Origin of the sequence: Stenotrophomonas sp. BIO128-Bstrain (genome assembly GCF_030128875.1) — a bacterium.
Classification (GTDB): Bacteria; Pseudomonadota; Gammaproteobacteria; order Xanthomonadales; family Xanthomonadaceae; genus Stenotrophomonas; species Stenotrophomonas bentonitica_A.
The window spans coordinates 1,035,893-1,061,783 of record NZ_CP124620.1; the positions used below are offsets into that span (position 1 = coordinate 1,035,893).

Consider the following 25,891-nt stretch of genomic DNA (forward strand, 5'->3'; position numbering starts at 1 on the left):
TTTTCGTTGTGGGGCAGGGAGATTGCACGCTTTCATCGTCGGCTGTGCCGACGCTGGCGGCTGCAGCAAAGAACGCGCAACGTTCACGACCCCGGTGGGATAAGAGCCGCGGGGCCGGCGGCAACGTCGGCGATCTTCGCGCTTCAGGAGAAACCGATGTCCACCACGACGCAGACCCGCCGCCCCCGCCATTGGCTGGTGGCTGTGCTGGCAATTGTCATTCTGTTGCTGGGCGTTGTATTCACCGCGGGCGGCGCCTGGCTCGCCAGCCTCGGTGGTTCCTGGTACTACGTCCTGGCCGGCGTCGGCCTGCTGATCTCCGGCGTGCAGCTGTGGCGGGGCCGCTACAGCGGCGCGCTGTGGTTCGCGCTGGTGTTCGTCGGCACGCTGCTGTGGACGTGGTGGGAGTCGGGCAGCAACTATTGGCGCTGGGTGCCGCGCCTGGGCCTGATCGTGGCGATCGGCTTCGTGCTGTCGCTGCTGCTGCCGACGTTGGATCGTCCGGTGTCGCGCAAGGTCTCGCGGGGCATCGCCGGCGTGCTGGCGCTGGTGTTCGTTGCGGCCTTCACCCTGGCCTTCGTGCCACATGGTGTTACCGAGGCACAGGGCGCCTTCCCCGAACCGATGACCAGCACCGGCCTGGCACCCACGGCCGACGCGCCCCTGCAACCGGCCGACCGCCCGGTGGACGGCGACTGGGCCGCCTATGGTCGGAACAACGCGGCAACGCGTTTCTCGCCGCTGCAGCAGATCACCCCGGACAACGTGGCCAAGCTTGAGCAGGCCTGGCTGTTCCGCACTGGCGACCTGCCGGAGAAGCGCTGGGGTGCGGAAACCACGCCGCTGAAGGTCGGCGACAGCCTCTACCTGTGCACCGCACGCAACCAACTGGTCGCGCTCAACGCCGCCGATGGCACCGAGCGCTGGCGTTACGACCCGAAGATCAAGGACAAGTCGATCCCGTACACCGCCGCCTGCCGTGGGGTCTCCTATTACGAAGTGCCGGCCACCGCGCAGGATGCTGCATTCAATGACGTCGCAGCGGATCTCGCCGTCCCCAGCGGCGTGCCCGTGCTGACCCAGGTGCCGCGTGGCGCCTGTGCGGCGCGCATCATCGAAGGCACCCTGGATGGCCGCCTGATCGCGGTCGATGCCGCCACCGGCAAGCCGTGCGCCGGTTTCGGCAACAACGGCCAGGTCGACATCACCGTGGGCATGGGCGACAGCCCGGCCGGCTATGTCTCCATCACCTCGCCGCCGGCGATCGTGCAGGGCGTGATCGTGACCGGCCACCAGGTGCTGGACGGTCAGCGCCGCGACGCGCCGTCCGGCGTGATCCAGGCCTACGATGCCGTCACCGGCAAACTGCGCTGGGCCTGGGACATGGTCCGCCCGGAGCGCAACGGCGCACCGCCGCCGGGTGAGACCTATACCCGCGGCACCCCCAACATGTGGACCACTGCGACCGGCGACGACGAACTTGGGCTGGTCTACCTGCCGATGGGCAACTCGGCCGGCGATTACTGGAGTGGCTCGCGCACCAAAAACGAAAACCGTTACGCCACCTCGCTGGTGGCGATCGACGTCAACACCGGCAAGCCGGCCTGGCACTTCCAGGCGGTGCGCAAGGACGTCTGGGATTACGACATGGGCTCGCAGGCGACCCTGATCGATTATCCGACCGCCGCCGGCAAAGTCCCGGCCCTGCTGCTGCCGACCAAGCAGGGCGACATGTACATCCTCGACCGTCGCACCGGCAGGCTGCTGACCCCAGCCGAAGAGCGCAAGGTGCCCACGGGCGGCGTCGAGCCGGAACAGCGCTCGCCCACCCAGCTGTTCTCGCTGTATCACACGCTGCGCAAGCCGGACCTCACCGAGCGCGACATGTGGGGCATGACCCCGATCGACCAGCTGGTCTGCCGCATCCAGTTCCGCAAGGCCAGTTACGAAGGTTTCTACACGCCGCCGACCGCGGACCGTCATTCCATCGAGTATCCCGGCTACAACGGGGGCTCGGACTGGGGCAGCGTGGCCGTGGATCCGCGCCGTGGCGTGATCGTTGCCAACTACAACGACATGCCCAACTACAACCGGCTGGTGCCGCGCGAGAAGGCGGACAAACTGGGGTGGCTGCCGCGCGAGGATGTGACCGCCGACAAGGGCGGCGCCGAAGGCGCGGGCGATCCGCAGGTGGGCACGCCGTACGCCATCGACGTCAACGCCGGCTGGCGCCTGCCGTTCACCAAGCTGCTGTGCAAGCAGCCGCCCTACGGTGGCATCCGCGCGGTCGACCTGCGTACCGGCAAGACCCTGTGGGACCGCCCGTTCGGCAGCGCCCGCGGCAATGGGCCGTTCGGCATCCGCTCCGGCCTGCCGATCGAGATCGGTACGCCCAACAACGGTGGTTCGGTGGTCACGGCCAGCGGCCTGATCTTCATCGCCGCGGCGACCGATGATCTGCTGCGCGCGATCGACCTGAAAACCGGCAAGGAACTCTGGCATGCCAAGCTGCCGGCCGGCGGCCAGGCCAACCCGATGATCTACGAGTTCGGTGGGCGCCAGTACGTGGTCATCATGGCCGGTGGTCATCACTTCATGGAAACCCCGGCCGGCGATTACGTGATCGCCTACGCGTTGCCGAAGGGGTGAGGGACGCCGCGTCGGATGTGGCCGGCGTTCCATTGACGCAAGGCCGGGCAGCGCCCGGCCGCTCGTTGCGCGACTACAGCGCTTCCCGCAGAAATCTGACAACGGGCCGCGTTCTCTCCCGGTGAGCCTGGACGGCACGCACTGCCATGCTGGCCGGATGCCGAGTTCCTCTGTTCGATATGGGCGATGTCCGCTGTTAAATGCCTGCTACATCGTCACCGCTGTCGCCACCCATCAATTCCCGCTGTTTCATCATCACGGTAATGCGCAGGATGTCGCGCGCTGGCTGCGTGCTTCCGATGCGGAAAGGCGCACGGAATCTTTCGCCTGGGCCATCATGCCCGACCGCGTGCATTGGCTGTCCCTCCCGATGCGGGCGGGGCTGGCCAGCGGTCTGCATGGCTATCCGTTTTCGTGGTGCCGCTGGCCGGTCTGAATGGTGACGGGGCCGCCGCGCCGACGGTGCTACGCCGGGACCCGCACCATCTTCCGCATCAGATGCTCGACCACGCCTGTCGGCTCTGCGGTACGGCCCACGTGCGTGCTCGACATCTGCACCACCGAGCTGCGCTTGGCGGTGAGGAAATGGAAACGTGCACGCGCAGGCAGCTGCGCGATCGGCCCGGCGTTCGCGTCACCGCGGCAGATCGCCACGATCGCATCCAGCCACGGCTGCAGGCCCTCGATATCCAGCGTCGGCGCGAAGGCACGCAGCCGCTCCACATCCAGCTCGATCGCCGCTTCCAGGTGCTTTGCGCCCGGGCAGGACACGATCACCCCGACGTTGATGAATTCCTCGCGCTCCACGCGGGGCACTACGCGGATCACCGCATAGTCATAGGTGTGCAGTGTGGGCACGGACGGCCTCCTGTACAAAAGCCGCGCGTACGCGAAGGCGGTGTTGCAGATAATCGATATACGCCTGGCGGTAAGCCGCCGGGCTGTCGAAGGCGGGTTCGTCCACCAGCCAGCTGTCCGGCACCAGGCCGACGATCCGCTCGATTTCGGCATCCGGCAGCATCACCGCGAGCGCAGAATCCACTTCGGCAATCTGCGTGGCGAAGGGCAGCAGTACATGATCGCGGATCAGCACGAACGGCTTACTGCAGGCCTCCCCGGCGCTGGCCCAGTCGTGATGGAAATACATCGCTGCGCCATGGTCGATCAGGTACAGCCTGCGATGCCAGACCATCAGGTTGGGATTGCGCGCGGTGCGGTCCACGTTGCTGGTGAAGGCATCGAACCACACGATCTTCGAGGCCAGCTCGGCATCGGGCTGCATGGCCGCCGGGTCGTAGTTGATCGCCCCGGGCAGGTAATCACTGCCGAGGTTCAGGCCCTCGCTGGCACGGATCAGATCCTGGATTTCCGGGTCCGGTTCGGTCCGGGCGAACTCGCGGTCGAGCTCCACGAACACGATCTCGGGGATCGGCAGGCCGAGCGTGCGGGCGATCTCGCCGGCGATCAGTTCGGCGATCAGGGCCTTCGGCCCTTGGCCAGCGCCACGGAATTTGAGCACCACCATGCCGTCGTCGTCGGTCTCGACTACGGCGGGCAGGGAGCCGCCTTCGCGCAGCGGGGTGACATATCGGAGGGCGTGCACGGTTCGCATGGGGCATTCTAGCCGGGCCAAGGCCGGGCGTGACGCGTAAGGGGGCGCTACCCGGCACGGTGGAGCGCCTCGCTTTGCAGTGTCGGGCGGTTGGCCCTTCCGGCCCATTCACACCGGTCCCGGCGGTGCTAGATTCGGGTCATGCCCCTGTTGCGGGCATTCGTTGACACTGCAAGGGGATAAGGATGCTGATCCGTCGTACTTCGCTGGCTGCGGCCGTTGCCGTTGCCACCTTCGGGCTGCTGCTCGCTGCACCGGCCTTTGCCGGTTACGCCACGCCGCCGGAGAGCCTGCTCAAGGTGCTCAAGGCACCGCCGCCGCCGACGCCCAGCGTCGACCCGACTGGCCAGCGCCTGCTGCTGACCACCACGCAGACCTATCCGTCGATCACCCGCGTCGCCCAGCCGTATCTGAAGCTGGCCGGCGTGCGTCTGGAGCCGAAGAACCGCAGCCGCCACGACACCCCGGGTGGTTATGGCATTCCACCGTGCGTGGGCGACTTCACCGTGGTCGATACCGCCAGTGGCCGCTCCACCAAGGTCGCCTTGCCCGGCGGGTGCGCCGGCATGGCGCAGTGGTCGGCCGACGGCCAACGCTTCGCGTTCCAGAACGTGGTCGATGACAGCGTGCAGCTGTGGATCGGTGATGCGGTCACTGGCCAGGTCCGCCAGGTGCCCAACGTCGCGCTGAACCCGATCTTCGGCAGCACCGTGCAGTGGCTCGGCGGCAGCCAGCAGCTGTTGGTCAAGCTGGTGCCTGCCAAGCAGGGACCGGCGCCGAGCGCCGAAGGTGCGATCGGCCCGGACATCCAGGAGTCGCTGGGCACAGCCGGTGAGAGCAGCACCTACGAAGCCCGCGATACGCTGACCAGTGCCTACGATGAAGCGCTGTTCGCCTATTACGGCCAGTCGCAGCTGGCGGTGGTGGATACCGCCTCCAACACCGTGCGCACCGTCGGTGCCCCGGCGCTGCTGGACAGCATCGGGGCCGCCCCGGATGGCGTGCATGTGCTGACCACAACACTCAAGGCGCCGTTCTCGCATGCGGTGACCTACCAGCGTTTCGCCAATGACGTGGCCGTGCTGGATATCGCCAGCGGCCGCAGCACGCCGATCGCCAGCCTGCCGCTGGCCGACCGCGTGCCGGTGCACGGCGTGCCGGAAGGCCCGCGCGATTTCGATTGGCGCGCCACCGATCCGGCCACGCTGGTCTATGCCGAAGCCCTGGACAAGGGCGACTGGAAAGTCACGGTTCCGCATCGTGATCGCGTGCTGATGCTCAAAGCCCCGTTCACCGCCAAGCCCACCGAGATCGCCCGCACCGCGCAGCGTTTCGAAGGCCTGGCCTGGACCGCGCAGCCGGACGTTGCCTTCCTCGACGAGAACGACGAGAACCGCCACTGGCGCCAGACCCGCATCGTCAACGTCGACAACCCCAAGCAGGAGGGCCGGCTGCTGTGGGATCTCTCCAGTGATGAGCTGTACGAGGACCCGGGCAGTTTCGTGTACCAGCGCCTGCCCAACGGCGCCTACGTGGTGCGTCAGGAAGGCAACACGGTCTTCCTGCGCGGGCAGGGCTCTTCGCCGCAGGGGGATCGGCCCTTCCTGGATGCGCTCAGCCTCCGCAGCCTGAAGACGGAGCGTCTTTTCCGCAGCGATGCCGATGCCTACGAGCAGTTCATCGGCTTCAGCGCCATCCCGGGCCACCTGCTCACGTGGCACCAGTCGGTGACCGATGCGCCGAATGCGTTCGTGCGCCTGCTTGGCGAGGACGTCGCCGACGCCAAGCCGGGCGAAGCGCAGGTCGTGTCCAAGCCGGCCGCGTTGACCCACCTGGTGGATCCGACGCCGGAAGTGCGCCAGATCCAGAAGCGCCTGGTCACCTACAAGCGTGCCGACGGCGTGGATCTGTCGTTCACCCTGTACACCCCGCCGGGGTACAAGGAGGGCCAGCGCGTGCCGGCGATCCTGTATGCCTACCCGGCCGATTTCGCCAACGCGGCACAGGCGGGGCAGGTGTCCGGTTCGCAGCAGACTTTCACCCGTCTGGCGCCGTACCGGCTGATGCTGCTGGCCGGCTACGCGATCATCGACAACGCCTCGTTCCCCATCGTCGGCGACCCCAAAACCGCCTACAACACGTATCTGGAACAGCTGGAGGCCGATGCCAAAGCCGCGGTGGACAAGGCGGTGGACCTGGGCGTGGTCGACCGCAACCGGATCGGCGTCACCGGCCACAGCCATGGCGGCCTGATGACCGCCAACCTGATCGCGCATACCGACCTGTTCAAGGCCGGCGTCGCCACCAGCGGCTCGTACAACAAGACGTTTACGCCGTTCGGGTTCCAGAACGAGCGTCGCTCGGTGTGGCAGGCGCAGGACGTGTACCTGAAGGCGTCGCCGTTCTTCTACGCGGACAAAATCAAGCTGCCGCTGCTGCTGGTCCACGGCGAGGATGATGCCAACCCGGGCACCGAGCCGTTCCAGTCGCGCAAGCTGTTCCAGGCGATCCGCGGCAATGGCGGCACCACCCGCCTGGTGATGCTGCCGCACGAACCGCATTGGTACACCGCACTGGAATCCAATGAGCAGCTAGTGTCGGAAATGCTGAGCTGGTTCGACACCTATGTGAAGAATGCGCCGCCGGCCAAACGCTGAGCCGAGGCATCGGTAACGTCGGCTGCCCTCGGCATCGCCTGGCATCAGAGTAACGGCCGCCCGTGATGGGCGGCCGTTTTTACATACAAGGCCGGCCGCAGCCTTACACTGCCGAAAAACGCACAAGGACGTGAGCATGGACATCCACGCTTGGGGACCGACGGTCAGCGGTGTCGCTGGCGGCCTGATCGCAACGTGGCTGGTGGCGTACTGGGCGAGGGGGTTGCAGACGCACTACCGTGGCTGGTCCCGGGCCGCCCTGCGGCGCCGTCACCGGACCACGATCTGGACCGCCAACATCCTGCTCTTCGTGGGACTGCTGGGGGGGCTGGCCTTGTACCCGCTGGGTGGATTCACCAGCAACGATCACCGCCCGGCATTCCTGGCGTTCGGGCTCGCCTCGTTGTTGCCCCTCTCTGCGCTGGTCATCATTCCGTTTCTGACCGGCCGAAGCGTGCGGGAGTCGTTCGTCGCGTTCGCGCTCGGCCAGGGCGCGCCGGTATGGGCAACGTATCTGCCGCTGGCAGGCGGCCTGGTCTGCCTCGTCGTGGCGATGGTGGGCTTTGTTCCTGGTGGCTGATGAGGCGTGACTTATGAGACCGGCCATCCCGGTGCCAGCACGGGGGCGCTCGCGCGTTCTATGCTGTGCAGCCCCGCCTTCGATGTAATGCCGATGAAATCCGTGTTCCTGGCGTTGTTGCTGCTGTTGTCTGCTGGCCACGTCCTCGCGGCGGAGACGCCCGAATTGCCACCATCGTGGACCGCGATCGGCGTCACCGTCGGCATGCCATACGCGCAGGCCAAAGCGCTGTTGCTCGAGGCAGGGTGGGTCGCCGAAGCGCCCGACAACGAGGGCGACCCCAGCTTCGCCGCGCATCCGGAGGTGGATTGCGGGCAGGGCTGGGACGCGATCTGCTCGGCAGGATTCAGCCGCAAAAACGAGGCTTATGGGCTGGTACTGACGCCCACCGATGATGGCAACCTGCGCGTGCAGGGCGTCTTCTGAACGGAGTGACACGGATGTCCGAACGTACCGTAGTGGTCTTCGATTTCGATCTGACGCTGACCCGCTGGGAGACCGCCAGCCGGTTCTTCAAAACGCTGCTGCGGCGCCAGCCATGGCGGATCGCCGGGGTGCTGCTGGCACTGCCGGTGCTGGTTCCGCTCTGGGCACTGCCGCGCACGCGCCGGCGGCCGGTGCGCTTTGCGGTCTGGATGGCCACCTTCGGACGCAGCCGTGAGGCGCTGGTGGCGCTGGCGGTCGCGCATGCCGACGAGGTGTTCGCAGGACCGGAGCCGGTGTTCCTGGCGCAGGGCGTGGAACGACTGCGTCAGCATCTGGCGCAGGGCGACGAGGTCGTCATCGCCACCGGCTGCTGGGAGCCGCTCGCACGTGCGCTGCTTGAGCGCGAAGGTCTGCAGGACGTGCCGCTGGTCGCCTCGACATTGCGGCCGTTCCTGGGCGGGTGGATCAGCGAGCACCATTGTCTTGGCGAGAACAAGATTCCGATGCTGACCGAACGTGGCTATCCGCCGCCGTGGCGCATCGCCTATACCGATCATCGCGCCGACCTCCCGCTGCTGCGCAACAGCGAGCAGTGGTATCTGGTCAGCCCGGGGAAACGTGCCTGCGCGTGATCGAGCAGGCGATGATGACGAAGGCGGACATCCTGCCGTGGCGCGCAGCCTGACCGCTGGGATGCCCGGTCGGGGTGCGCCGCCTCAGTCCTCTTTCATCGCCAGTTCCGCGGCAAGCAGCGCCTGCGCCGCCTTGCTCAGCTCGGGCGAGGGCACCACCGGCGCACCGATGGCCTCCATCATCTGATCGGTGGAGACGAACCGGCGGTGCCGGCGGTCGTAGATGCCGGTGATCAGCAGGGCACGCGTGGCGACCTTTTCCTCGTCGCCGATCAGTACCCGCTGCTCCATGATGATGCGCGTGCCGACCCAACCGGCCAGCCGCGTTTCCAAGACGAAGCGCTGGAAAGGCTTGAGCTCGCGCCGGAACTGGATGCTGCCGCCACTGACGATCGGGGCCCACTTCGAGCGCCATGCCACCCGGCCCAGGCCCATGCGGAACACGAGATCGAGCCGGCCCAGGTCGAAGATCGTCCAATAGCGGCCGTTGGTCATGTGCAGGTTGCTGTCGATGTCGTTGGGCAGCACCCGGAAGTTCAAGCGCGACACCGCGAACGGCGCGCTCAGCTTCGGGCGGAATGGCGAGGACAGCAGCAGGAACAGCAGGCGGAACCAGAGATTCATGGGCAGGGGCGCTCATCTATAACAGGTGTCATAATGGAAATACGCTAATCTATGACACTCGTCTTAGCAAGGAGTCCGGCTCATGAGTGCACGTCATTCCGATGCGCCGCAGCGCGTCGTGGCTGCGGCCGCGGAAATGCTGGCCACCTACGGACTCAATGCCTCCAGCGTCCGTGAGGTCGCCAAGCGCGCGCAGGCGCCGTTCGGCTCCACCTACCACCACTTTCCCGGCGGCAAGCAGCAGGTCCTGGCCGAAGCCACGACATTGGCGGGCACCAAGGTGGATGCGCTGCTCGATACCTGCCTGCAGGGAGCGGCCCCCGACGGGCTGTCCTTGTTCCTGGCGGCGTGGCGCGAGCGCCTGATCCGCTCGGCGTTCCATGTCGGCTGCCCGGTGCTTGCGGCGGCGGTCGAAGAGCCGATCGACGATGCACCCGACGATGCACGGCGGGCCGCGGCCGAGGTATTCGCGCGCTGGGAAGCCCGTCTGACCGAAGCGTTGGGTCGGGGTGGCCGCTCGCCCGAGCAGGCCAACGGCATTGCCACCATGATCATCGCCAGCATTGAAGGCGCGGTGGCGATGAGCCGGGCCACGCGTGACATCGGACCCTTCGATCGCGTCGCAGCGCAGCTTGAATCCCTGGTCGCCGATCGCTGAGACTGTCCGCTTGCCCTCAGCGGAGCGCCACGCCGTGCCAGCCTTGATCCGTTCCACCCTCGTCGCGACGCTCGCGTTGTGTGCCCTGCAACCGGTGGCGCAGGCGCAGGATCGCCCGGCGATCAATCCCCTGTACCTCATGCCGGCAGACCAGGCGACACCCGCGCAGGTCACGCAGATGCAGCAGCGCCTGCTGGATTGGCCGCAACTGCAGCGCTATCGCGACGAGAACGCGGCGTTGCCGCCGGTCGCCCCGGGTGCCAAGCGCGTGGTGTTCTACGGTGACTCGATCACCGAAGGTTGGGGACCGACCGGTAGCGAGCGTTTCTTCCCGGGCAAGCCGTACGTCAACCGCGGCATCTCCGGGCAGACCACCGCGCAGATGCTGGTGCGCTTCCAGCAGGATGTCATCGCGCTGAAGCCGGCCGCGGTGGTGATCCTGGCGGGCACCAACGATATCGCCGGCAACACCGGGCCGACGACGCAGGCGATGATCGAAGACAACCTGCACGCGATGGTGGAACTGGCGCAGGCGCACAACCTCCGCGTCGTGCTGGCCTCGGTACTGCCGGTCAGCGACTACCCGTGGCAACCCGGCGTGCAGCCCGCCGGCAAGGTCACCGCGCTCAACCGGGCATTGCGCGCCTATGCGGCGCAGCAGGGGCTGGTCTATCTGGATTACCACACGGCCATGACAAACAAGGATGGCGGCCTGGACCCGGAACTGGCTGCCGATGGCGTGCATCCCACGCCGGCCGGTTACGCGAAGATGGTGCCGTTGGCCGAAGCGGCGATTGCCCGGGCACAGGGGCGCTGAAGCAATCCCCGGGTCGCGGCTTACTGTGCCGCCTGCTGCGCTAGCAGCTCGGACAGACCGAGCCACCCGATCTGCACGCCGATGCACAGAATCACGAATGCCAGCAGCCGCAGCACGACCTGGGTGCCGGTGCGACCCAGCAGTGACTGCAGCCGCCCGGCGTAGCGCATGCACAGGTAGATCAAGGCGCACAGTGCAAGCAATGCGCACGCGGCGGCTGCGATGTGCACGGCCTCCGGTCCCTGTGCCGGTGAGCTCGTGCCAACCGCGATGGCCACCGCGATGGATCCCGGTCCCACCGTAAGGGGCAGGGTGAAGGGATAGAACAGCAATGAGTCCAGCGAGGCCTCCGCATCGTCGCGGGCCTCCTGCTGGGCGGCGCCGGCCAGCGAGCCATGCTCGCCCTGCGCGGGTGCCTGCAGCAGGCGCCACCCGGTCACCGCGATCACCAGCCCGCCCGCCAGCCGCAGCACGGGGATCGAGATGCCGAAGAACGACAGCACATAGGCCCCGATGCCGATCGAGGCGGCAAGCATCACCAGGCTGTTGAAGGCCACCGCGCGGGCCACCCGGCTCCGCTGGGCAGTGGTGGCTTCAGGCACGATGCCGAGCACCATCAGCGCCGCGCCCGGCGGATTGATCACCGGGAGCAGGCTGGTGAAGATCACCAGGAAGGTATGGCTGAAGTCGTTCCACATGGCCATGGGTGCTCGCAACACGCGGGGAGCCGCGCCCTACGATGCGACCACGGCGATGAAGGCGGCTTGATCCTGGTCAAGGGGCTGAATGCGCCCGTCGCGCACGGCAAGGCGTCCCGGCTTGATCTAGGTCATGCGTCGGGACGGCAGCACTCGCTACCGTGGGGTGGCCTGTGACCGGCGCAGGTCCGAACGCTCCGAGCGAGACCCATGCACGAGCCAGCCTCTCCCCCACCTGCAGCGGACAAGCCGCCAACACATGCGGCCTCCCTGGACGAGGACATCTGCGTCCACATCTTCACCACCTCGGCCGCGATGCTGGGCGTGTGCATGACCGTGGTCGGCGTGCTGCACGTGGTCACCGTATTGCGCCAGGTCGACACCCTCGGCGATGACCTGCTCAGCATCAACTCGCTGATCTACCTGGCCGCGTGCCTGAGCGCCTATTGGGCGCTGCGTACGCGGCGACGCAGGCGCAACCAGTTCCTGGAGGGGATGGCCGACTGGCTGTTCCTGGTCGGCCTGGTGGTCAGCGCCATTGCCACCGGTTTCATCACCTGGGCCATCGCCGGCACCTGACGCGCCGGTCCCTTCTTCTCTCCAGCAGGTATCGCCATGGCTCTGTTCCGCACCGCAGCGATTACCCCGTGCAGCCGGCAGTGGCGCCGGCTGCTGGATGCCTGTTTCGTTGCCCTGACCGGCGTGCTGCTGTGGGTGGGCGCGACGATGGCGCAGGCACCGCCGAACAGCGTGGACCCGGGCGCAGCGCTGCAGGCCCCCATTGAGATCCGCTACGGCGCCGATGGCATCAGTGCGGGCACGCTGCGCGCGGCGATGTCGGCGGTATCCGTGGGTGGGCAGCCGTATCGCGCGCTGGTCTTCAACGGCAACTACGACGCCCCGCTGATCCGCACGCGACCCGGTGGCACGGTGGCGATCACGCTGGACAACCAGATGGACGAGAAGACCAATCTCCACTTCCATGGGATGACGGTCACGCCGCTGGACTCGGGTGACAGCATCTTCCGCGAGGTCGGCCCGCACGAGAAAGGGCTGTACCGTTTCAAGCTGCCCCCCGATCACAGCCCGGGCGCCTACTGGTACCACAGCCATTTCCACGGCGGCGCGCAGCGCCAGGTGGAGTCGGGCATCGCCGGGCCGATCCTGGTCGACGGCATCCTCGATCCGTTCCCGGAACTGAAGGGCATCCAGGAGCGCGTTCTGGTCCTGCGCAATTTCCAGAAGACCCGTACCGGCAGGCTGGCCAGCGAGATCGTGACGAGCGCGCCATCGATCCGGACAGTCAACGGGCAGGGCGATCCGGTGATCGCCATCCAGCCCGGCGAAACCCAGCTGTGGCACCTGCTCAACATCTCCGCCAACCAGTACTTCCGCATCCGCATCAACGGGCAGAACGTGCAGATCCTGTCGCGCGACGGCAATACGGTGAACAAGCGGGTGATGACCGATGAACTGCTGATCGGGCCGTCCGCGCGTTTCAGCATTCTGGTGGTCGGCCCGTCCGCGGGCGATTACCCGGTCGAGCTGGCCGCCGGCAATACGGGTGCGGCAGGTGACCAGTACAAGGGCGCGCGCATCGCGACCCTGCGTGCCGGCGGAGCAGCTGTGGCCATCCGGGCGATCACCAGCGCATATCCGGTATTGGAAGATCTGAGCAACGTGCGTGTGGCCAATGTCCGCCAGTTCGCCTTCCAGGATTCGGCGACTGACGGCGACGCCTTCCTGATCAATGGCGAGCGCTTCGATCCACGCCGGGTGAACACCACCGTCAAACTCGGCGATGTCGAGGAGTGGCGCCTGTACAACCCGTCCCAGGAGCTGCATCAGTTCCATATCCACCAGACCGATTTCCAGGTGGTGGCGATCAACGACAAGCCCGTCCCGTTCAGTGGGTACCGCGATACGGTGTTCATCCCGACCCGCGGTTCGATCACGTTGCGCATTCCGTTCCGTGATCCGGTGATGCTGGGCAAGTTCGTCTACCACTGCCACATCCTCGAGCACGAGGACGGCGGAATGATGCAGGTGATCCAGGTGGTACGCCCGGAGGACTACGCGCAGGCGGTCAAGCTGGCGCCGCTGGGTGGCATCTACGGCGACAACCAGACCTGCAGCTATCTCAGGAACACCGGGCGCGACTTCGCGCTGCCGCCCAACGTGCAGCTGCCTGCGGAGGTGCCGTGATGCGCATCGTGTGCAGATCCCCTCTGTGTGCCGGGCTTGTTGCCGGGCTGGGCCTGCTGGCCAGCCCGGGCGCGCATGCCGACAAGGGCTATTACCCGAATCTGGGCATGGATTACAACGCGGTGATGCAGTACGACGTCAGTCGCACGGAAGGCAGTGGCGTGACCTCCCCGCGCAACACCACGGATTTCTATCCGGACATCCAGAGCAGCTTCTACATCCGCTTCAGCCCCAATGACCAGCTGCGGCTGTCCACCGAGTTCAACCCGGTCAATCCGCCAGCCGCCGGTGAAAAGCGCACTTTCGGCGATCTCGGGCTGGTGGTGAACGAACTCAACTACTACAAGCTGACCCAGCACACCCAGCTGCAGATCGGCAAACTCCAGGTGCCGTTCGGGCGTGCGATGGACGCTGCGCCCGGCCTGTATACCAATGATTTCGTCGCCGCCTACGACCTTGGCGGGATGCTGGGCGCCACGTACGCCTACCGCTGGTTCGGCCAGAAAGTCGGGATGATCGAAGGGGGGCTCAACCTGTACACCGCTGACACCACCGAACTCAGCCGGCCTTTCCTGCGCAGCGGTGCGCGGGCGCAGCGCTCGGACGGCGGGCCGGCCAACACCGGCAAGCTCGATTCCTATGCGGTCACCGTGAACTGGGATGCGATGCCGGCGCTGCCGTTCCTGGAGATGCAGGCCGGCTACATGCGCAACCGCGCCGGCGTCGCGCAGCCCAACAGTGGGCCGGCCGATGACGAAGTTATCCGCATTGTGTCCGCGCGCTACATCTGGGCGCCCGATTCCAGCGCGGACCTGGATACGACGCTGCGGTTCCGCTATTTCGATATCGTGCCGCTGGTCGAGTACGCGGATGTGCAGAATGAGAATGCGATCGCCGACAATGACACGCGCTATCTGACGACCTCGGTCACCGTCGACTACGGGCGCTGGGTCTTCGGGGCGACACGTACCGACAAGCGCCGCCCGTGGGCGGCCGGTGCGGGCCGGCATGACTATCTCAATGAAGTGAGCTGCGGCTATCGCGTGACTGGCCAACTCAGTATCGGGCTCTCCATCGGCAGCCAGGCAGTGGGTGGGCGGGAGGCCAACCTGGTCGGCATGGCGCTGTCCTACAACGGAGCGCACTGAGATGGGGCGCACTCTGTGGACACTGGCGTGGGTGGGGATCGCGCTTCTGGCGCTACCGGCGTGGTCAGCCTCGCCAGACAACCCGATCGGCGGTGGTTTCACGCTGGTCGACCAGCACGGGAAGGTAGTCACCGATCGCAGTTTCCATGGCAGACCGGTGCTGCTGTACTTCGGCTTCACGGCCTGTCCGGATGTCTGCCCGACTGACCTCGCACGGCTGGTACGCATCGCCAGGCGGGTGCGCGCGCTCGGTGGGCCCGCGCTGAAAACGATCTTCGTCAGCGTCGATCCGGCACGCGACACACCGTCGAAAATGAAGGCGTATGTATCGCTGTTCGGTCCCGATGTGATCGGGCTGACCGGTACCCCCGCGCAGATCGCGGCGGTCACCGATCGCTATCACGTGTATTACCAGAAGGTGCCCTACGGCAAGCAGGGCCAGTACATGATGGATCACTCGACGTTCGTGTTCCTGCTTGATCGCGAGGGCCGCTATGTCGACCATTTCGGGCGCACCGCCGACGAAGCCGCGGTGGCAGGCGATATCGTCGCCGGGCTGGGCGGGACGTCGCCTCGAGCGCACGCGGCCCGGCAGCGATGATCAGGGGCGGCCGTGGTCGTTGGCCGAATTCGCCGCCATCCGCAATTCCTGATCCGCCTGGATCAGCAGCTGGCGTGCACGCTCGGCATGGCCGCCGAGGCGCGAATTGTTGTCCTGCTGTGCCACACCGACCAGTTGATAGGCCTGCACGATGTGTTCCTGTGCGGTGCGGAGGTTGCCATGGCGCTCGCCGATGTTGACGGTGGGCGCCTGCGCCAGGGCGAGCCCGGCGAGGGCGAGGGCGCCGACCAGAGCAAGGGGGGCGAGAAGGGAATGAGGCTTCATGGGATCGACTCCGGAAAGGACAGGACGTCCGGACCGTACCCCGCTGCGTCCGGTAGGGGACACGCTACGACCGCCTGGGAACGGTCAGCTTGATGTGGGTCAAGCGCGCAGCGCTTCGCCGGATTTCCTCGACGGCGGGACTGAACGCTTCAGCCTGCCGCGCGCCCTGAGAGGGCCCGACGGCATAAACCAGTAGAAATACTGATCGTTCGGATATTGCACAACGCCGCGGCTCGAAACAGTATGAATCCGCCACCGGCAAGGGCGGCAGTATCAGTGCGGATGGGGTGTGTCAGTCACAGGGGGAAAGGCGGCAGGTGCAGTACCTGCCAGACGCGCCCGCGCACCGGGTGACGCAGCATCGCAGGAGGCCCACGATCATGCGCATCCTCTCTGGCACGCCGTCGGCGCTGCGCTGCGCATGCTGTTCCTGCCCGCTGGGTCCGGGGTGCTTTCCGGGATCCGCCGATGCGGCCCATCTGCAGGAGTTGGAGAGGCTGGTCGAGCACACGATGCCCGTGCATGCCGGCCATCTGTTGTTCCGGCAAGGTGATCGGTTCCAGTACCTCACGGCGATCCGCTTGGGCACGGTCAAGACCTATGCAGTGGATCGCGAAGGCCGCGAGCAGACCCTCGGCTTCCACATGCCGGGTGATTTCCTCGGCCTCAGTGCCATCGATGAAGAGCGCTACCCCTGCAATGCGGTGGCGCTGGATACCGTGAGCCTGTGCCGGCTGCCGTTCCACGAGATCGCGGAACTGGCCACGAGAATGCCGATGCTGCAGGCCACGTTGTTCCGGTTGATGAGTCGCGACATCGCCCGCGCCACCCAGTTGGCGTGCAACAGCATGGCCGACGAGCGGTTGGCCGCGTTCCTGATCGACATGGCCGACCGCATGGCGGCGCGGGGCTATGCTGCGAACCGGTGGCAGCTCACGATGTCGCGGATGGATATCGCCAGCTACCTGCGGCTCGCACCGGAAACCCTGAGCCGGTTGTTGCGCCGCTTCCAGGCGGAAGGGCTGGTGAATGTAGAGGGGCGCGATGTCGAAGTACGCGGCCGCGACCGCCTGCAGGTATTGGCGGCCGCCGACCCCATGCGGCGGAGCGCTGCAGCCGGCGTGCAGGTCCGCAACCAGGCGGCCTAGCGCGGCATACCGCAGCGGGCCGCGGCGCTCAGTCAAAGCGCCAGCGCACCCCGGCATACACACCGCGCCCATCACCCGGGCTGGAACGCGCTACATCCTTGCCCGCATCGTCGTAGCCCGGGGTCACCGTGGCGGCATAGTGGCGGTCGCTCAGATTGCGCAGCTCCGCCCAGGCCTGCCAGCGCCCACCGGGGGCGTCGTAGCCTATGCGGGTGCCGAAGATCACGTGGCTGTCGGCGGCCATGCTGTTGGCATAGTCGACGAACATTTTCGACGCGTACTCGGTGTTCAGCCCGGCGTAGAAGCCGGCCGGGTGGTCGTAGCGCAGTTCGGCCTGGTAGTAGTGGCGCGGCAGGCCGGGCAGGCGGTTGCTACCGAAGCGTGCATCATCGCGGTAGCGGAAGTCGCTGAAGGTGTAGGCCTGGCGCAATGACAGCCGCCCGCCGACGCCCTGCCACAGCGCACTGTCCAGGCCGGCTTCGATGCCACGGTGCACGGTCGGGCTGGCGTTGGATTCGGCGATGAACAGGTTCGGCACCGGCTGCACTTCCACGGTGAGCAGTTCGTGGTTGAGGCGCGCGTAGTAGCCGGTCAGCTCCCAGCGGCCGAGTGCGCTGTCTCCGCGCGCGCCGAGTTCCAGCGTGGTCGCGGTCTGGTTGTCCAGGTTCACCGGCGCACGCTGGCGGCCGGTGGAGGCGCCATTGCCGGCGGCGAAGTACTGGTTCGAACCCCAGATCATCGACCACGGATGCGCCGGTTCCACCGAACGGCTCAGGTTGCCGAACCACTGTGTCTGCGGCGTCTGCTGCCAGGTGAAGCCGAGCCGCGGCGCGTAATCCCATTGCCGCTCGGAGAGCCGTTCCGGCGTGGCCGGCCAGGTGACCTGCACATCGCGGCGGGTGTGGATCAACGCCAGCCCGGTCTGCAGGCGCAGCGTCTCGCTCAGCGCCAGGTCGTTGCCGAGGTGCAGCACGCTGTCGGTTCCGTAATGCTGGAAGTCGCGGGTGTGCGTGCCGGCGGCGTAACCGTTGCTGGCAAAGCGCAGCGTCTCGCGCACGTTCGCGTCCAGATCATGGGTCACGCGCAGGCCGATCGTGGTCACGCTGTCATGCCCGAACAGCGCGTGCCGGCGGCGGTAGTCCAGCGTGCCGTTGAGGTTGGCGTAGTCCAGCTGCTGGCGGAACAGGCTTTCGTTCAAGTCCATCGGGTACTTGTGGTACACGAGGCCGGCCTGCAGCGACGAATCTGCATCGATGGTGTAGGTGGTGGTGTTGCCGATCCAGGTGCTGCCCGGCTGCGGGCGGCGCGCATCGATGGCCAGGTTGGCCGGATTGGCGGCACGTGGGTCGCTGCGGATCTGTGCGCGGGTCAGGCGCCCCGGGGTTTCGTGATCGGTCTCGCGGTAGCGCAGGAAGAAGCGCGTCTCCAGATCCGGCGTGAGCTGCCAGCCGATGTTGGCCACGGCGCCCTTGCCCTTGCCGGCGGCGTGCTGCTGATAGCCGTCGTACTCGGTATCGGTGTAGGCCAGGAAGTAATCAACCGCGTCCCGCACTCCGCCCAGGCTGATCCCGCGCTTCTGGTAACCGCGTGCGCCCGCTTCGTAGTGCAACTCCAGCCCGGGCGTGTCGCGGCCGCTGCGGGTGATGTAGTTGACCGCACCGCCCAGCGCCAGCGCGCCGCGCTCGAACCCGTTGGCGCCGCGCAGGACCTCGACGCGGCTCAGCCACAGCGGCTCCAGCAGCTCGTAGGGCGTACCGCCCGGGCCGGTCAGCGGCAGGCCATCCAGCGAGACCGACAGGCCGGAGGCATGCGCACCGGGCGCCCGGTTGAGGCCCGAACCGCGGATGGAGACCTTGACGCCTTCATTGCCAGCGCTCTGCGCGCTGATGCCGGGCTGGTAGGCCAGCACATCGGCGGTGCCGGCGACGCGGCCCTGACCGACCTGGGTCATATCGACGACGTTGCCTGCCCCGGGCACCCGGTCGAGCGCGCGGCGCACAGCCTCGGTGGCATCGGCGGCGGTGACGTTCACCGCGTCGAGGGTGACGGCCTGGCCAGCAGGCGCGGCGTGGGCGATGCCAGTGGTGGCAAGGCTGGCCAGCAGGGCGGCGGCGAGCAGCGACAGGGCAGGGGCGGTGGAGCGATTCGTGAGGGCAGTCATTCGTGCGCGATATCAGTGCTGACACGACGCGCGACATCGCGGCACCCTGTCAACTTCATGTGGGGCGCGCAAGTTAACAGGATGTGGGGGTGTTCGTCACCCTTGTGGGGCGTATGGGGGACGTGTTGCCGACGACCGGACTCGGTAGTGCCGGCCGCTGGCCGGCTCTTCAGGCTCCATGCAACCGCGCCGCATGGCGCCCTGATCGGGTTGCCGGCCAGCGGCCGGCACTACCTTGAGCTGCGGCCCCGACCGTCGGCCGGGGCCCACCCATCAGCCCAGAATCCCAGGCAGATCCAGCCCCTTCTCCTTCGCGCACTCCACCGCGATCTCATACCCCGCGTCGGCATGCCGCATCACGCCCGTCGCCGGGTCGTTCCACAGCACGCGCGCGACGCGCTTGGCCGCCGCGTCGGTGCCATCGCAGACGATGACCATGCCCGAATGCTGCGAGAAGCCCATGCCGACGCCGCCGCCATGGTGCAGCGAGACCCAGGTGGCGCCACTGGCGGTGTTGAGCAGTGCGTTGAGCAGCGGCCAGTCGGAGACGGCATCGGAGCCGTCGGCCATTGCTTCGGTTTCGCGGTTCGGCGAGGCGACGCTGCCCGAATCCAGGTGATCGCGGCCGATCACCACCGGTGCCTTCAGCTCGCCATTGGCGACCATCTCGTTGAAGGCCAGACCGAGTCGGTCACGATCGCCCAGGCCGACCCAGCAGATGCGCGCGGGCAGGCCCTGGAATTTGATCTTCTCGGCGGCCATGTCCAGCCAGCGGTGCAGGTGCGGGTTGTCCGGGATCAGTTCCTTGACCTTCGCGTCGGTCTTGGCGATGTCCTCCGGATCGCCGCTCAGCGCCGCCCAGCGGAACGGGCCGATGCCGCGGCAGAACAGCGGGCGGATGTAGGCGGGCACGAAGCCGGGGAAGTCGAACGCATCCTCGACGCCTTCTTCCAGTGCCATCTGGCGCAGGTTGTTGCCGTAATCCACGGTCGGCACGCCGAGTGCGTGGAAGGCGAGCATGGCGCGGATGTGGTTGGCCATGGAGGCGCGCGCGGCGGCTTCGACGTCCTTCGGCGCGGAGACGCGTTTTTCATCCCACTCTTCCACGGTCCAGTCCTGCGGCAGGTAGCCGTTGACCGGGTCGTGCGCGGAGGTCTGGTCGGTCAGCAGGTCCGGCTTGACGCCGCGCACCAGCAGCTCGTCCAGCACGTCGGCGACGTTGCCGAGCAGGCCCACCGAGAGCGGCTTCTTCGCGGTGCAGGATTCTTCGATCAGGCGCAGCGCTTCGTCGAGGTCGTCGGTCCAGGTGTCCAGATACCCGGTACGCAGGCGCATTTCGATGCTGCTCCTGCGGCATTCCACCGCCAGGCACGAGGCGCCGGCCATGACCGCGGCCAGTGGCTGCGCGCCGCCCATGCCGCCCAGTCCACCGGTGAACAGCCACTTGCCGACCAGGTTGCCGTTGTAGTGCTGGCGACCCATCTCGACGAAGGTCTCGTAGGTACCCTGCACGATGCCCTGCGCGCCGATGTAGATCCAGCTGCCGGCGGTCATCTGGCCGTACATGGCCAGGCCCTTCTTATCGAGCTCGTTGAAGTGGTCCCAATTGGCCCAGCGCGGCACCAGGTTGGAGTTGGCGATCAGCACCCGCGGGGCGTCCACGTGGGTACGGAACACACCGACTGGCTTGCCGGACTGCACCAGCAGGGTCTGGTCATCCTCCAGCCGCTGCAGCGTCTCGACGATCTTGTCGTAGCTTTCCCAGTCGCGCGCGGCGCGGCCGATGCCACCATAGACCACCAGCTCCTGCGGGCGCTCGGCCACGTCGGGGTGCAGGTTGTTCATCAGCATGCGCAGCGGGGCTTCGGTCAGCCAGCTCTTGCAGGTGAGCGTGGTGCCGGTCGGGGCGAGGATGGTGCGGGTGGAATCGAGACGGGTCATGCAGCACTCCGGGACGTAGCGAAGTCGAGACAGGCATCGAGGACCTGCTGCAGCGTGGCGCGCAGCGGGGCGGCGTGATCGGGATCCAGCGGCGTGGGCCAGCTGTGCTCATCCACGGCCTCGGGCTCGTGCATGTAGCCGCGGCAGGCCAGCTCCATCTGCAGCGTGTGCACGCCGCCAGGGATGTCGCTGTAATGGCGGGTGATGTAGCCGCCCTTGAAACGGCCGTTGCGGACATGGCTCATGCCGCTCATCGCGCACAGGTTGTCGACCACATCGGTCAGCGCGTTATCGCAGGTGGTGTCGCCATTGGTGCCCAGGTTGAACTGCGGCAGCTGCCCATCGAACAGGTGCGGGATGTGCGAGCGGATCGAGTGCGCGTCGTACACCACCACGGTGCCGTGCCGTGCACGCAGGCGCGCGATCTCCGCGGCGAGGGCGTCGTGGTAGGGCATGAACCAGGTAGCGCGGCGCCGTGCGATCTCGGCCTCGTCCGGGCCGTCGCCATCGCGGTACAGCGGCTGGTTGTCGAAGGTGGTCAGCGGGCACAGGCCGGTGGTGTTCTGGCCCGGGTACAGCGAGGTGCCGCTGGGGTCGCGATTGAGATCGATGACCGAGCGCGACACCGCCGAGCGGATCGTGGTGGCGCCCATCTGCTGCGCGAAGGCATACAGATCGTGCACCCACCAGTCGGCATCGCGGCGGGCCAGCCACGGCGAGATGAACTGCGCGGCCAGTGCATCGGGCAGCTCGGTGCCGGTATGCGGGAAGCTGACGATCAACGGTGCATCGCCGCGGTGGATCTGCAGCCAGTCCGGGTGCGCGGTCATGACAGCGGCTCCAGCGGCGGGAGGATGTCGCCCAGGCCGTCGGCCAGCACGCCGCTGCGGACCAGATCGGTCGCGGCCACCATGTCCGGATGGAAATAGCGGTCGTCTTCCAGCGTGGGCACCTGTGCGCGCAGGCGCTGGCGCACGGCTTCCAGCGCATCACTGGAGCGCAGCGGGGCGTGGAAATCGCAGCCCTGCGCGGCGGCGAGCAGCTCGATGCCGATCACGTTGGCCGCGTTCTCGGCCATCGCCATCAGGCGGCGCGCACCGTGGGCGGCCATCGAGACGTGGTCTTCCTGGTTGGCCGAGGTCGGGATCGAGTCGACGCTGGCCGGATAGGCGCGCTGCTTGTTTTCCGAAACCAGCGCAGCGGCGGTGACCTGCGGAATCATGAAGCCGGAGTTGAGGCCGGGCTTCGGGGTGAGGAAGGCCGGCAGGCCGGAGAGCGCAGGGTCGACCAGCATCGCGGTGCGGCGCTCGCTGATCGAGCCGATCTCGCACACCGCCATGGCCAGCATGTCGGCCGCGAAGGCCACCGGCTCGGCATGGAAGTTGCCGCCGCTCAGCGCCTCGTTGGTATCGGTGAACACCAGCGGATTGTCGGACACGCCGTTGGCTTCGATCGCCAGCGTGGTCGCGGCTTGGCGCATCACGTCGAACGCGGCGCCCATCACCTGCGGCTGGCAGCGCAGGCAGTAGGGGTCCTGCACGCGCACGTCGTTGTCGCGGTGCGATTCGCGGATCGCCGAGCCCTGCATCAGGGTGCGCAGCGCGGCGGCGGTGGCGATCTGCCCGCGCTGGCCGCGGATGCTGTGGATGCGCGGGTCGAACGGGGTGTCCGATCCCTTGGCCGCTTCCACCGACAGCGCGCCAGTGACCAGCGCCGCACGGAACACGGTATCGATCGCGAACAGGCCGGCCAGTGCGTAGGCGGTGGAGTACTGAGTGCCGTTGAGCAGGGCCAGGCCTTCCTTCGCACCCAGCACCAGCGGGGACAGGCCGACTTTGGCCAGTGCCTCGGCAGCGGGCAGGCGTTGACCATCGACGAAGGCCTCGCCGACACCGATCATCACGCTGGCCAGGTGCGAAAGCGGGGCCAGGTCGCCCGAGGCGCCAACCGAGCCCTGGCACGGAATCACCGGAATGAAATCGTGCTGCAGGAACGCTTCCAGCAGGGCCAGCGTCTGCGGGCGGATGCCCGAGGCGCCCTGGGCGAGGCTGGCCAGCTTCAGCGCCATCATCAGCCGCACGACCGGCGCCGGCATCGGCTCACCCACGCCGGCCGCGTGCGAGAGCACGATATTGCGCTGCAGGGTTTCCAGATCCTCGCGCTCGATGCGCACGCTGGCCAGCTTGCCAAAGCCGGTGTTGATGCCATACACCGGTGCGCCCTTGGCGACGATGTCGGCCACGGTCTGCGCACTGCGCAGCACGGCGGCGGCCGAAGCCGGGTCCAGCCGCACCCGCGCGCCCTCATGGATCGCGCGCCATTGCGCCAGCGTGACGGCGCCGGGGTGCAGGGTCAGGGTAGTGCTCATGAAATCTCCAGACATCACTAGGTTCAGACGGGTCGACCGCGCATCACGCGGGTGTGCAGGGGGTTGAAGCCCATGCGGTAGACGAGGTCGGCAGGCGCCTCGATGTCCCACACGGCCAGATTGCAGTCCAGGCCGACGGCGAGCCGGCCGATCCGATCCTGGCGACCGAGTGCGCGTGCGGCTTCACGGGTGAAGCCGGCGATGCATTCCTCCACGGTCATGCGGAACAGGGTGGCGGCCATGTTCATCGCCAGCAGCGGGCTGGTCAGGGGCGAGGTGCCGGGGTTGGAATCGGTGGCCAGCGCCAGTGGCACACCCGCCGCGCGCAGTTCGGCGATCGGAGGCAGGGTGGTATCACGGGTGAAATAGAACGCACCCGGCAGCAGCACCGCCACGGTGCCGGCGCGGCGCATCGCGGCGATGCCGTCGCCGTCGAGGTGTTCGATATGGTCGGCCGACAGCGCACCGTGACGCGCCGCCAGGGCCGCACCGTGCTGGTTGCTCAGCTGCTCGGCGTGGATCTTGATCGCCAGGCCGTGCTGCTGCGCGGCGACGAACACCTGCTCGGCCTGCGCAGCACTGAAGGCGATGTTCTCGCAGAACACGTCCACCGCTTCGGCCAGCCCGGCGGCGGCAACGGCCGGAATCATGACGTTGCAGACCTCGTCGATGTACTCCTGCGCCTCGCGGCCCGGCGGGATCGCATGCGCGCCGAGGAAGGTCAGCACGATCTCGACCGCGCGCTGGCGGCCCAGCTCGCGCGCGACCTGCAGCTGCTTGGTCTCGTCGGCCAGGGTCAGCCCGTACCCGGATTTGATCTCCAGCGTGGTGATGCCTTCGGCCAGCATGGCGTCCAGGCGGGGCAGGCTGGCGGCGAGCAGGTCGGCTTCGCTGGCGGCGCGGGTGGCGCGCACGGTGGAGACGATGCCGCCGCCGGCGCGGGCGATGTCGGCATAGCTCACGCCCTGCAGGCGCTGCTCGAACTCACCGGCGCGGTTGCCGGCATAGACCAGGTGGGTGTGGCAGTCGATCAGGCCGGGGCTGATCCAGCGCCCGTCACCGTCGATGCGCTGGGCCGGCTGCAGATGATCGGCCGAGCCGGCCGCGCCGACATGCACGATGCGCCCATCGGTCGCGGCGATGACGCCATCCTCGATCACGCCCAGCCCCGGGCCATCGACGGTGATCAGGTTGGCGTGGTACCAGAGGGTGTCACAGTGCATGGCAGCAACCACATCGGTGTATATGTCTATACAATATAGGCGCCTCTTCCGGGATGTCCAGTGATGCCAGCCAACCCCGCACCGATCCTTCGTTTCCACGCCGCCCACGCGCTGCTGCCGCAGGGCTGGGCGCGCGATGTGCGCATCGCCAGCCAGGGCGGCATGCTGGTCGAGGTGACCCCGGGGGTGCCGGCCGAGCCGGGCGATGCCGCGTTGGCTATCGTGCTGCCGGGCCTGGGCAACCTGCACAGCCACGCCTTCCAGCGCGGCATGGCCGGGCTGACCGAGATCGGCGGCAACAGCGGCGACAGCTTCTGGAGCTGGCGCGAGCTGATGTACCGCTTCCTGGCGCATCTGCAGCCCGAGGCCATGCAGGCGATCGCCGAGCAGGCCTATGTGGAGATGCTGGAATCCGGGTTCACCCGGGTTGGCGAGTTCCACTATCTGCATCACGGGCCGGACGGTGCGCCTTACGCCAACCGTGCCGAAATGGCCGAGCGCATCGCCGCTGCCGCCCGGTCCAGCGGGATCGGCCTGACCCTGCTGCCGGTGTTCTACGCACATGCCGATTTCGGTGGCGCCGCGCCGAACCCGGCCCAGCGCCGGCTGATCCACGATGTGGATGGTTTTGCCGAGCTGCTGCAGGGCTGCACGCGCGCGCTGCAAGGCCAGGACGATGCGGTGCTCGGTTTCGCCCCGCACAGCCTGCGCGCGGTGACCGGCGAGGAACTGTCGGCGCTGCTGCCACTCAACACCGGCCCGGTCCACATCCACATCGCCGAACAGACCCGCGAGGTCGATGCCTGCGTGGCCTGGAGCGGGATGCGCCCCGTGCAATGGCTGTACGAACACGCGCCGGTGGACGCACGCTGGTGCCTGGTGCACGCCACCCACATCACCGGGGCGGAGCTGCAGCAGATCGTGGCCAGCCACGCGGTGGCCGGGCTGTGCCCGATCACCGAGGCGAACCTGGGCGACGGCCTGTTCCCGATGCAGGCGTTCGCGCGCGCCGGTGGTCGGTTCGGTGTCGGTTCCGACTCCAACGTCCTGATCGACGCCGCCGAAGAACTGCGCCTGCTCGAGTACGGCCAGCGCCTGCACCTGCGTGGGCGCAACGTGCTGGCCCCGGGCGATGGTCAGTCCACCGGCCGCTGGCTGTACGAACAGTCGTTGAACGGTGCTGCGCAGGCGCTGGGCGTGACCAGCGGGCTGCAGGTCGGCGCACCTGCCGACCTGGTCGAGCTCGATCCCGATCACCCGGCGCTGATCGCCCGCGACGGCGATGCCTTGCTTGACAGCTGGGTGTTCGCCGCACGTAATGGCGCCGTGCGATCGGTATGGCGCCAGGGGCGCCAGTTGGTCCGTGACGGTCGCCACCCGCAACGCGAGGCGGTGGCCGCACGGTTCGCCGCGGCACTTCGACCGTTGTTGAGGGTCTGATCCGACCCTCCCATGCAG

General features: G+C 67.4%; 24 protein-coding genes. 14 read left to right on the forward strand and 10 right to left on the reverse strand.

What is annotated here, in order from left to right; genetic code table 11:
• Positions 1–156: 156 nt before the first annotated feature.
• Positions 157–2,649, forward strand: coding sequence for a membrane-bound PQQ-dependent dehydrogenase, glucose/quinate/shikimate family (locus POS15_RS04625; RefSeq protein WP_284129072.1), 2,493 nt, complete (start codon positions 157–159; stop codon positions 2,647–2,649).
• Positions 2,650–2,770: 121 nt separating this feature from the next.
• Positions 2,771–3,085: a hypothetical protein gene (locus tag POS15_RS04630; protein ID WP_284129073.1), complete on the forward strand. Its 315-nt coding sequence runs from the start codon at positions 2,771–2,773 to the stop codon at positions 3,083–3,085.
• 29 nt (positions 3,086–3,114) lie between these two features.
• On the opposite strand, the gene POS15_RS04635 is transcribed toward POS15_RS04630, so the two are convergent.
• Positions 3,115–3,507, reverse strand: a complete 393-nt coding sequence (locus POS15_RS04635; RefSeq protein ID WP_019184334.1) for a DUF3037 domain-containing protein — start codon at positions 3,505–3,507, stop codon at positions 3,115–3,117.
• Positions 3,485–4,261: a HipA family kinase gene (locus POS15_RS04640; protein ID WP_019184333.1), complete on the reverse strand. Its 777-nt coding sequence runs from the start codon at positions 4,259–4,261 to the stop codon at positions 3,485–3,487. The genes POS15_RS04635 and POS15_RS04640 overlap by 23 nt, the downstream gene beginning before the upstream one ends.
• Before the next feature lie 185 nt (positions 4,262–4,446).
• Here POS15_RS04640 and POS15_RS04645 point away from each other — a divergent pair, with 185 nt between their 5' ends.
• The 4 genes from POS15_RS04645 (at position 4,447) to POS15_RS04660 (ending at position 8,556) form a co-directional block, all read left to right on the forward strand.
• Positions 4,447–6,918 (forward strand): prolyl oligopeptidase family serine peptidase, encoded by a 2,472-nt coding sequence (locus POS15_RS04645; protein ID WP_284129074.1) that lies wholly within the window; start codon positions 4,447–4,449, stop codon positions 6,916–6,918.
• Between the two features lie 136 nt (positions 6,919–7,054).
• A complete protein-coding gene (locus POS15_RS04650) occupies positions 7,055–7,498 on the forward strand; it encodes a hypothetical protein (protein ID WP_284129075.1) in 444 nt (147 codons plus the stop codon).
• A 6-nt stretch (positions 7,499–7,504) separates the two neighbouring features.
• Positions 7,505–7,924: a hypothetical protein gene (locus POS15_RS04655; protein ID WP_284129076.1), complete on the forward strand. Its 420-nt coding sequence runs from the start codon at positions 7,505–7,507 to the stop codon at positions 7,922–7,924.
• Between the two features lie 14 nt (positions 7,925–7,938).
• Entirely contained in the window at positions 7,939–8,556 is a 618-nt protein-coding gene (locus tag POS15_RS04660; protein ID WP_284129077.1) for an HAD family hydrolase, read from the forward strand.
• 84 nt (positions 8,557–8,640) lie between these two features.
• Here the strand turns inward: POS15_RS04660 and POS15_RS04665 are convergent, their stop codons facing one another.
• The gene (locus POS15_RS04665) at positions 8,641–9,180 is read right to left on the reverse strand and encodes a thioesterase family protein (RefSeq protein ID WP_046273341.1); all 540 of its coding nucleotides are present in this window, start codon (positions 9,178–9,180) and stop codon (positions 8,641–8,643) included.
• Positions 9,181–9,262: 82 nt separating this feature from the next.
• Here POS15_RS04665 and POS15_RS04670 point away from each other — a divergent pair, with 82 nt between their 5' ends.
• On the forward strand, positions 9,263–9,838 hold the full coding sequence (locus POS15_RS04670) for a TetR/AcrR family transcriptional regulator (protein ID WP_284129078.1): 576 nt from the start codon (positions 9,263–9,265) through the stop codon (positions 9,836–9,838).
• A gap of 76 nt (positions 9,839–9,914) precedes the next feature.
• Positions 9,915–10,655 carry an SGNH/GDSL hydrolase family protein gene (locus POS15_RS04675; protein WP_284129619.1) on the forward strand — a complete coding sequence of 247 codons (741 nt, stop codon included), beginning with the start codon at positions 9,915–9,917 and terminating at the stop codon, positions 10,653–10,655.
• Between the two features lie 20 nt (positions 10,656–10,675).
• On the opposite strand, the gene POS15_RS04680 is transcribed toward POS15_RS04675, so the two are convergent.
• Complete coding sequence (locus tag POS15_RS04680; RefSeq protein WP_284129079.1) at positions 10,676–11,359, reverse strand: MarC family protein; 684 nt, start codon at positions 11,357–11,359, stop codon at positions 10,676–10,678.
• Between the two features lie 204 nt (positions 11,360–11,563).
• Between POS15_RS04680 and POS15_RS04685 the strand changes: the two genes are divergently transcribed.
• Genes POS15_RS04685 through POS15_RS04700 form a run of 4 tightly spaced genes read left to right on the forward strand, consistent with a single transcriptional unit; the run spans position 11,564 to position 15,307 of the window.
• Entirely contained in the window at positions 11,564–11,932 is a 369-nt protein-coding gene (locus tag POS15_RS04685) for a hypothetical protein (protein ID WP_284129080.1), read from the forward strand.
• 36 nt (positions 11,933–11,968) lie between these two features.
• The gene (locus POS15_RS04690) at positions 11,969–13,558 is read left to right on the forward strand and encodes a multicopper oxidase domain-containing protein (protein WP_284129081.1); all 1,590 of its coding nucleotides are present in this window, start codon (positions 11,969–11,971) and stop codon (positions 13,556–13,558) included.
• Between the two features lie 8 nt (positions 13,559–13,566).
• Complete coding sequence (locus tag POS15_RS04695) at positions 13,567–14,706, forward strand: hypothetical protein (RefSeq protein WP_202803175.1); 1,140 nt, start codon at positions 13,567–13,569, stop codon at positions 14,704–14,706.
• A 1-nt stretch (position 14,707) separates the two neighbouring features.
• Positions 14,708–15,307, forward strand: coding sequence for an SCO family protein (locus POS15_RS04700; protein WP_284129082.1), 600 nt, complete (start codon positions 14,708–14,710; stop codon positions 15,305–15,307).
• Here POS15_RS04700 and POS15_RS04705 read toward each other — a convergent pair whose 3' ends face one another.
• A complete protein-coding gene (locus tag POS15_RS04705; RefSeq protein ID WP_284129083.1) occupies positions 15,308–15,592 on the reverse strand; it encodes a hypothetical protein in 285 nt (94 codons plus the stop codon).
• 380 nt (positions 15,593–15,972) lie between these two features.
• On the opposite strand from POS15_RS04705, the gene POS15_RS04710 reads away from it, so the two are divergent.
• A complete protein-coding gene (locus tag POS15_RS04710) occupies positions 15,973–16,740 on the forward strand; it encodes a cyclic nucleotide-binding domain-containing protein (protein ID WP_284129084.1) in 768 nt (255 codons plus the stop codon).
• Positions 16,741–16,768: 28 nt separating this feature from the next.
• Here the strand turns inward: POS15_RS04710 and POS15_RS04715 are convergent, their stop codons facing one another.
• The 5 genes from POS15_RS04715 to hutI all read right to left on the reverse strand — a co-directional run bounded on the left by POS15_RS04715 (position 16,769) and on the right by hutI (position 24,433).
• On the reverse strand, positions 16,769–18,901 hold the full coding sequence (locus POS15_RS04715) for a TonB-dependent receptor (protein WP_284129085.1): 2,133 nt from the start codon (positions 18,899–18,901) through the stop codon (positions 16,769–16,771).
• A gap of 273 nt (positions 18,902–19,174) precedes the next feature.
• Entirely contained in the window at positions 19,175–20,842 is a 1,668-nt protein-coding gene (hutU, locus tag POS15_RS04720) for a urocanate hydratase (protein ID WP_284129086.1), read from the reverse strand.
• Positions 20,839–21,672, reverse strand: coding sequence for an N-formylglutamate deformylase (hutG, locus tag POS15_RS04725; RefSeq protein WP_284129087.1), 834 nt, complete (start codon positions 21,670–21,672; stop codon positions 20,839–20,841). Before hutG ends, hutU begins: the two co-directional genes overlap by 4 nt.
• Positions 21,669–23,210, reverse strand: coding sequence for a histidine ammonia-lyase (gene hutH / locus POS15_RS04730; RefSeq protein WP_046273352.1), 1,542 nt, complete (start codon positions 23,208–23,210; stop codon positions 21,669–21,671). The genes hutG and hutH overlap by 4 nt, the downstream gene beginning before the upstream one ends.
• 23 nt (positions 23,211–23,233) lie before the next feature.
• The gene (hutI, locus tag POS15_RS04735) at positions 23,234–24,433 is read right to left on the reverse strand and encodes an imidazolonepropionase (RefSeq protein WP_046273353.1); all 1,200 of its coding nucleotides are present in this window, start codon (positions 24,431–24,433) and stop codon (positions 23,234–23,236) included.
• A 63-nt stretch (positions 24,434–24,496) separates the two neighbouring features.
• On the opposite strand from hutI, the gene POS15_RS04740 reads away from it, so the two are divergent.
• The gene (locus POS15_RS04740) at positions 24,497–25,873 is read left to right on the forward strand and encodes a formimidoylglutamate deiminase (protein ID WP_046273354.1); all 1,377 of its coding nucleotides are present in this window, start codon (positions 24,497–24,499) and stop codon (positions 25,871–25,873) included.
• Positions 25,874–25,891 lie beyond the last annotated feature (18 nt).